At 72.7% G+C, this 6,671-nt stretch carries 6 protein-coding genes; 4 read left to right on the plus strand and 2 right to left on the minus strand.

From position 1 onward, the window contains the following. Window positions 1–12 precede the first annotated feature (12 nt). The gene (locus E1286_RS45100; RefSeq protein WP_132623236.1) at window positions 13–1,353 is read right to left on the minus strand and encodes a 6-phospho-beta-glucosidase; all 1,341 of its coding nucleotides are present in this window, start codon (window positions 1,351–1,353) and stop codon (window positions 13–15) included. A gap of 10 nt (window positions 1,354–1,363) precedes the next feature. Next, window positions 1,364–2,134, minus strand: a complete 771-nt coding sequence (locus tag E1286_RS45105; RefSeq protein ID WP_132623238.1) for a DeoR/GlpR family DNA-binding transcription regulator — start codon at window positions 2,132–2,134, stop codon at window positions 1,364–1,366. 132 nt (window positions 2,135–2,266) lie between these two features. On the opposite strand from E1286_RS45105, the gene E1286_RS45110 reads away from it, so the two are divergent. From E1286_RS45110 to E1286_RS45125, 4 genes are read left to right on the plus strand one after another with little or no spacing between them, the layout of a single operon-like run. Next, window positions 2,267–3,490 (plus strand): PfkB family carbohydrate kinase, encoded by a 1,224-nt coding sequence (locus E1286_RS45110; RefSeq protein ID WP_132623240.1) that lies wholly within the window; start codon window positions 2,267–2,269, stop codon window positions 3,488–3,490. Window positions 3,491–3,493: 3 nt separating this feature from the next. Beyond that, entirely contained in the window at window positions 3,494–4,876 is a 1,383-nt protein-coding gene (locus tag E1286_RS45115) for an extracellular solute-binding protein (protein WP_132623242.1), read from the plus strand. Then, window positions 4,873–5,769 carry a carbohydrate ABC transporter permease gene (locus tag E1286_RS45120; RefSeq protein WP_132623244.1) on the plus strand — a complete coding sequence of 299 codons (897 nt, stop codon included), beginning with the start codon at window positions 4,873–4,875 and terminating at the stop codon, window positions 5,767–5,769. Before E1286_RS45115 ends, E1286_RS45120 begins: the two co-directional genes overlap by 4 nt. After that, the gene (locus tag E1286_RS45125) at window positions 5,766–6,566 is read left to right on the plus strand and encodes a carbohydrate ABC transporter permease (protein WP_132623246.1); all 801 of its coding nucleotides are present in this window, start codon (window positions 5,766–5,768) and stop codon (window positions 6,564–6,566) included. Before E1286_RS45120 ends, E1286_RS45125 begins: the two co-directional genes overlap by 4 nt. Window positions 6,567–6,671 lie beyond the last annotated feature (105 nt).

Consider the following 6,671-nt stretch of genomic DNA (forward strand, 5'->3'; position numbering starts at 1 on the left):
CCCGCCGAGCGGCTAGCGCGGGAAGACGGCCGCCAGTGAGGGGATGCGGGCGCGGTAGCCGTCGAGGAGGCGGTGGGCGGTCGAGACGGAGTCCACCAGCGGGTGCAGCGCGAACGCCTCGACCGCCAGCCGCGACGAGCCCGACAGGGCGGCCTCGATGACGGTCTGTTCGACGGCCTTGACCTGCTGCATCAGCCCCAGGAAGCGGCCAGGGAGGGGGCGGGTGGCCAGCGGGCGGACGCCCGAGCCGTCCACGGCGCACGGGATCTCCACGACCGCCTCGGCGGGCAGGCCGGGCACCGCCGCGCCGTTGCGCACGTTCAGGATCATGGTGGACGGCTCGCCGCGCGCGATGGCGGCCATGAGGGCGAGCGCGATGCCCTCGTAGCCGCCGGCCTCCAGGTCGGCGGCGTCGCGTTCGCCGGCCTCGGCGGTGTCGCGGGCCTCGGCCATGTAGCTCTCGTCGCGCTCCCGGCGCGCCCGCCGCCAGGCGGCCAGCGCCTCACCCGGACGGGCGCGCACGTCGGCGTAGAAGCGGTCCTGCTGGCCCAGCAACAGTTCGCCGCGGGTGCGCCCGGACAGCGCGGCCACCGCCTCGCGGGTGAAGTAGTAGTAGTACAGGTACTCGTTGGGCAGCGCCCCGAGCGTGCGCACCCAGTCGGGGCCGAGCAGCCGCGCCTCCTCCACCCGGCGCAGCGCCGCGTCGTCGGCCAGCAGCTCCGGCAGCACGTCGCGCCCCTCGTACGTCAGCCCGCACAGCCAGCCGAGATGGTTGAGCCCCACGTAACCGGGCGACACGCGCGCCGGGTCGACACCGAGCGCGGCGGCGGCCCGGCGTACCAGCCCGATCGGCGAGTCGCAGATGCCGATCACCCGGTCGCCGAGCACCCGCCGCATGGCCTCGGTGATCATCCCGGCGGGGTTGGTGAAGTTGATCACCCAGGCGTCCGGGGCCACGGTGGCGACCCGCTCGGCCACCCGCATCGCGACCGGCACGGTGCGCAGCCCGTACGCGACGCCGCCGGGGCCGGTCGTCTCCTGGCCGACCAGGCCCAGGTCCAGGGCCACCCGCTCGTCGGCGGTGCGCCCGGCCAGCCCGCCCACCCGGACGGCCGAGAAGACGAACGCGGAGTCGCGCAGCGCGGTGTCGAGGTCGGTGGTCGTGAGCACCCGGGGCGGGTCGTCGTGGCCGGCGGCCAGCCCGCGCAGCACGTGGGAGACGGCCTCCAGGCGCTCCTGCGACACGTCGTGGAGGACGACCTCCTCCACGCGCGGCTTGGCGGTGTCGCGCAGCAGCGCGCCGTACACGAGCGGGACCCGGAAGCCACCGCCGCCGAGAACGGCCAGTCTCATCGTCGCCCTTTCATACGAGCAGGACCTCGGCGCCCGCGGCCGCGCAGGCGCGCAGCGTGGCCGGGTCGGCGCCCTTGTTCGTGACGAACGTGTCGACGTCCTCCGGGCCGCACACGCGCAGTGCGCCGGTGCCGGGGAACTTGTGCCGGTCGGCCAGCAGCACCACCTGCCGGGCCGCGGTGATCATGGCGCGCTTCAGCGGCACCTCGGCGAGCGTGGTGTCGACGAGTTGCCCGTCGGGGCGTACGCCGCTGGCGCCGAGGAAGGCCCGGTCGGCCACCACCTGGCCGAGCGCGGCCTCGGTGAGCACCCCGACCAGCGAGTGGTACGGCCGCCGCAGCATGCCGCCGAGCAGCAGCAGCTCGACCTCCGAGTCGGCGCGCAGCACGTCGAGCACGGCGAGGCTGGAGGTGACCACGGTGACGCGGCGGCCGCGCAACCGGCGGGCCAGGCGCATCGTGGTGGTGCCGATGTCGAGCAGCACCACGTCGCCGTCGCGGACAAGCTCCGCGGCGCGGGCGGCGACCGCCTCCTTGTCGTGCTCGTCGGTGGCCACCACCTCGGCGAAGGGCCGCACGGTGTCGGCGTCGACGGTGATGCCAGAAGGGGGGAGCGCGCCACCGCGCACCCGCCGCAGCGTGCCGTCGCGGTCGAGCACCTCGAGGTCCCTGCGGATGGTGGACGGGCTCACACCGAGCTGACGCGCCAGATCGCGGACGCTGGTGGCTCCCGAGCTGCGGACGCGGCGGGTGATCTCGGCATGCCTCAGGGGCTGGAGCACACCCGGATTCTATCAGTCAGTTTTGCCCATAAGTAAGCAGATTGCTCCATATGCTCGCGTGAAACACTTGCAGTGTGCGAGCAAACGTGCAAGATTGCGCACATCTCGATGTGTCGAGGAGGTCCCGTTCCCGTGTCTGTCCAGGCGTACGATCCGCTCGCCGGCCAGCGGACCCCGGAAGGGCCGCAGTTCGACGTCTTCCTGGCCGGCACTGTCTTCCTGGACATCATCTTCACCGGCCTGCCCGCGATGCCAGAAGCCGGCACCGAGATCTGGGCCGAGGGCATGGGCTCGTGCCCCGGCGGCATCGCCAACCTCGCCATCGCGACCAGCCGGCTGGGGCTGCGCACGTCGCTGGCCGCGGCGTTCGGCGACGACGATTACGGCGACTTCTGCTGGCGCACGCTGGAGGAGCAGGAGTCGGTGGACCTGACGCGCTCGCAGCGCTTCGAGCACTGGCACTCTCCGGTGACGGTCTCCATGGCGGTCGAGCGCGACCGCAGCATGGTGACGCACGGCCACCCGCCGCCCATGCCGGTCTCGGAGATGATCGGCACGCCGCCCCGCTCGCGCGCGGTGATCGTCTCGCTCTCCCCCGACGAGCCGCTCGGCGGGCCCGGCGCCTCCAGCTGGGCCGAGCTGGCGCACCGCGAGGGGGCACTGATCTTCGCCGACGTGGGCTGGGACCCGTCCGGCACGTGGTCGCGCGCGCTGCTCGACCAGCTGTCCATCTGTCACGCGTTCATGCCGAACGCCACCGAGGCGATGGCGTACACGGGCGCCGACACCCCGCGCGACGCGCTCTACACGATCGCCGACAAGGTGCCGCTGGCCGTGGTGACCGACGGGGCCAACGGCGCGATGGCGATCGACTCGACGACCGGCGAGGAGGCGTTCGTGCCGGCGCCGCGGGTGACCGCGCTGGACCCGACGGGGGCGGGCGACGTCTTCGGCGCGGGTTTCGTGCTCGGCACGCTGTGCGAGTGGCCGCTGGACGACCGGCTGGCCTTCGCCGGGGTGTGCGCGGCGCTGGCGGTGCAGCAGTTCGGCGGCTCGCTGGCCGCGCCCGGCTGGGGTGACATCGCCGACTGGTGGCACGAGGTGCGCGCCTCGGCCGGCCACGGCGGCGCGTACGGCAGCTCGCTGGCCCGCCGATACGCTTTCCTCGATCGACTGGTGCCGACGGTCCCGGTCGGGGCGGTGCGCCGTGCGGCCGCCACGATCGCCCGCTACGCCGACGTCGGCATGGCGCCGCCCGCTTCGGGAAAGCAGCCGGAGCGAGACCCCGCGCGCGCCGAGGACGACCCCCCGCCGGAGGGCCCGGACACGCCTCGCGCGCCAGCGCAGAAGGAGTAAGACATGACCGCCCAGCCGCGCGCATCCAGGACACTCCCCCTGTTCGCCGCGATCACCGCGATCACCGCGGCCCTGGCCGGGTGCGCGCCCGGCTCCTCCGCCCCGCCCGCCTCCCCCTCGGCGCAGCCGAGCGCGTCCGCCGTGCGCACCGACGCCGCCGCGCTGGGCGACGTCACGCTCACCGTCTGGGACCAGGAGGTGCGCGGCGGCCAGGCCGCCCAGATGGAGCAGCTGAACAAGGCGTTCCAGGAGAAGTACCCCAACATCAAGCTCAACCGGGTGTCCCGCTCGTTCGACGACCTCAACACCACGCTGCGGCTGGCGCTCAGCGGCAACGAACCCCCTGACGTGGTGGAGGCCAACAACGGCCGCTCGTCGATGGGCGCGTTCGTCAAGGCCGGTCAGCTGCGCCCGCTGGACGCCTTCGCCGAGGCGTACGGGTGGAAGGAGCGCTACCCGGAGTCGGTGCTGCGCTACTCCCGCTACAGCGCCGACGGCAAGCTGTTCGGCGAGGGCAACCTGTACGGCCTGCCGCAGGTCGGCGAGGTCGTCGGCGTCTTCTACAACCGCGCCAAGCTGACCGAGCTGGGCATCCAGCTGCCGAAGACCTGGTCCGACCTCGAGACGGCGCTGGCCACCGCCAAGGCGGAGGGCGAGGTGCCGCTGCAGTTCGGCAACCTCGACAAGTGGCCGGCCGTCCACGTGTTCGGCACCGTGCAGAGCCGGGTCGTCCCGGCCGAGCAGATCAGCACGCTCGCCTTCGGCCGCAAGGGCGCCACGTGGAACACGCCGGAGAACTCCCAGGCCGCCGAGCAGCTGGTGAGCTGGGCCGAGAAGGGCTACTTCGCCGACGGCTTCAACGGGCAGGGCTACGACGCCGCCTGGCAGGCGTTCGGCAAGGGCCAGGGCGTCTTCCTGATCGCCGGCACCTGGCTGCTGGCCGACCTGCAGAAGGCGCTCGGCGACGACCTGGGCTTCATGCTGCCGCCCGGCTCCACGGCCGACGCGCCGCCGGTGGCGACGGGCGGCACGGGGCTGCCGTTCGCGATCACCGCCAAGAGCCCCAACCCGGACGCGGCGGCGGCGTACATCAACTTCATCACCAGCGCCGACGCGATGAAGGTGCTCGCCGACACCGGCAACCTGCCGGTCGCCGACACCGCCGACCAGAGCGTCCCCGACGGGCCGCAGAAGGACGTCTTCACGGCGTTCGGGACGGCGAGCGCGGAGAACGGGCTGGTGCCGTACCTCGACTACGCCACCCCGACGTTCGCCGACACGCTGGGCGCGGCGCTGCAGGACCTGCTCGCCGGGAAGGCGACCCCGCAGGAGTTCCTCGGCACGCTGGAGGAGGACTACAAGACGTTCGCCGAGAGCAACGGTTGAGCTCCAAGCCACGCGCGGCCGGCCCTCCGGGAGAGCCCCGCCGCGTCGCCTACCTGTACCTGCTGCCGGCGTTCGCGATCTACGCGGTGTTCCTGCTCTACCCGATCGGGCGCGCCGTGCAGATCTCGCTGTACGACTGGGACGGCCTGACCCTCGGCACCTGGGCGGGCCTGGACAACTACGTGGCCATCGTCGCCGACGAGGGGCTGCGGGCGGCGTTCGGGCACGCGCTCGTGCTGATCGTGTTCTACGCGCTCGGGCCGCTGGTCATCGGCCTGGCGCTGGCGGCGATCCTGCACCACGCCAAGGTGCGCGGCCTGGGGTTCTTCCGCACGGTCGTGTTCCTGCCGCAGGTGATCGCCATGGTCGTGGTGGCGGTGGCCTGGCGGCGGGTGTACGCCCCCGACGGCTCGCTCAACGGCCTGCTGAGCGCGCTCGGCCTCGACGGGCTGACCCGCGGCTGGCTGGGCGACTACACCTTCGCGCTGCCCGCGGTCGGCGTGGTCGGCACGTGGTTCGAGACCGGGCTGGTGACGGTGCTGCTGCTGGCCGGGATGAGCCGCATCCCGCCGGAGCTGTACGAGGCCGCGCGGCTGGACGGCTGCGGCGCGGTGCGGGAGTTCTTCGCGGTCACGCTGCCGTCGGTGCGCGGCGAGATGGCGGTCGCCCTGACGCTGACGGTGATCGCCGCGCTGCGCACGTTCGACCTGGTGTACGTCACCACGCGCGGCGGCCCAGGCACCTCGACGACGGTGCCGTCGTACGAGGTCTACCACCGGGCCTTCGGGCTCGGCCAGGTCGGCTCGGCCGCGGCCGTCGGGGTCACCCTCACCGTGGTCATCTTCGCGATCTCGTTCGGGATCAACCGGTTCGCCGACAGGAGGGTCTCGTGATCTCGCGCGCCGAGCGGGCGGCCAACTACGTCATCCTGACAGTGTTCGCGGCGTTCGCGCTCTACCCGATCATCGTCATCCTGTCGGCCGCGCTGGGCCCCGCCGACGCGGGCGGCACGGCCGGGCTGGCGAACTTCGCGGCGGCGTGGGAGATCGGCCGGTTCGGCACGTACCTGCGGACCAGCCTGGCGGTGTCGGCGTTCGTCGTGGTCGTCAGCGTGGTGTTGTCGATCATGAGCGGGTACGCCTTCGGCACGATGCGCTTCCGGGGCAGGACGGCGCTGTTCTACCTGTTCATGCTCGGGATCATGATGCCGAGCGAGGCCATCGCGGTGCCGCTCTACTTCGACCTGCGCACCCTGGGGCTGACCGACACGTTCTGGGCGATCGCGCTGCCGCAGGTGGCGCTGTCGGTGGCGTTCGGCACGTTCTGGATGCGGGCCTACTTCCTGGCCTCGAACCGGGCGATCGTGGAGGCGGCGCGCATCGACGGGGCGTCGAGCTGGCGCATCCTGTGGCAGGTGCTGCTGCCGCCGGCCCGCCCCGCGGTCGTCACGCTGACCGTGCTGGTCTTCATGTGGACGTGGAACGAGTTCCTCATCCCGCTGATCATGGTGACCAAGGAGTCGCTGCGCACCGCGCCGCTGGGGCTGGCCTTCTTCCAGGGGCAGTACACCTCCGGCTTCACCCTGCTCGCGGCCGGCTCCGTCATCGTCGCGACGCCCGTCGTGATCTTCTACCTGTTCCTCCAGCGTCACTTCGTCCGCGGGCTGCTCCAGGGGGCGGTCCGCGAGTAACTACCCGGAGGTTGGATGCGTATCAGAACACGGGCGGCGGCACTGCTGGCGAGCGCGGCGGTCGCGCTCGCCGGACTGCCGGCCGTCCCCGCCGCCGCCCATGAG

Origin of the sequence: Nonomuraea terrae (assembly GCF_004348995.1) — a bacterium.
Classification (GTDB): domain Bacteria; phylum Actinomycetota; class Actinomycetes; order Streptosporangiales; family Streptosporangiaceae; genus Nonomuraea; species Nonomuraea terrae.

Bases quoted from the DNA above. Each gene is read 5' to 3' on its own strand.
- E1286_RS45100 (WP_132623236.1), bottom strand. From the start codon at position 1,353: ATGAGACTGGCCGTTCTCGGCGGCGGTGGCTTCCGGGTCCCGCTCGTG.
- E1286_RS45115 (WP_132623242.1), top strand. From the start codon at position 3,494: ATGACCGCCCAGCCGCGCGCATCCAGGACACTCCCCCTGTTCGCCGCG.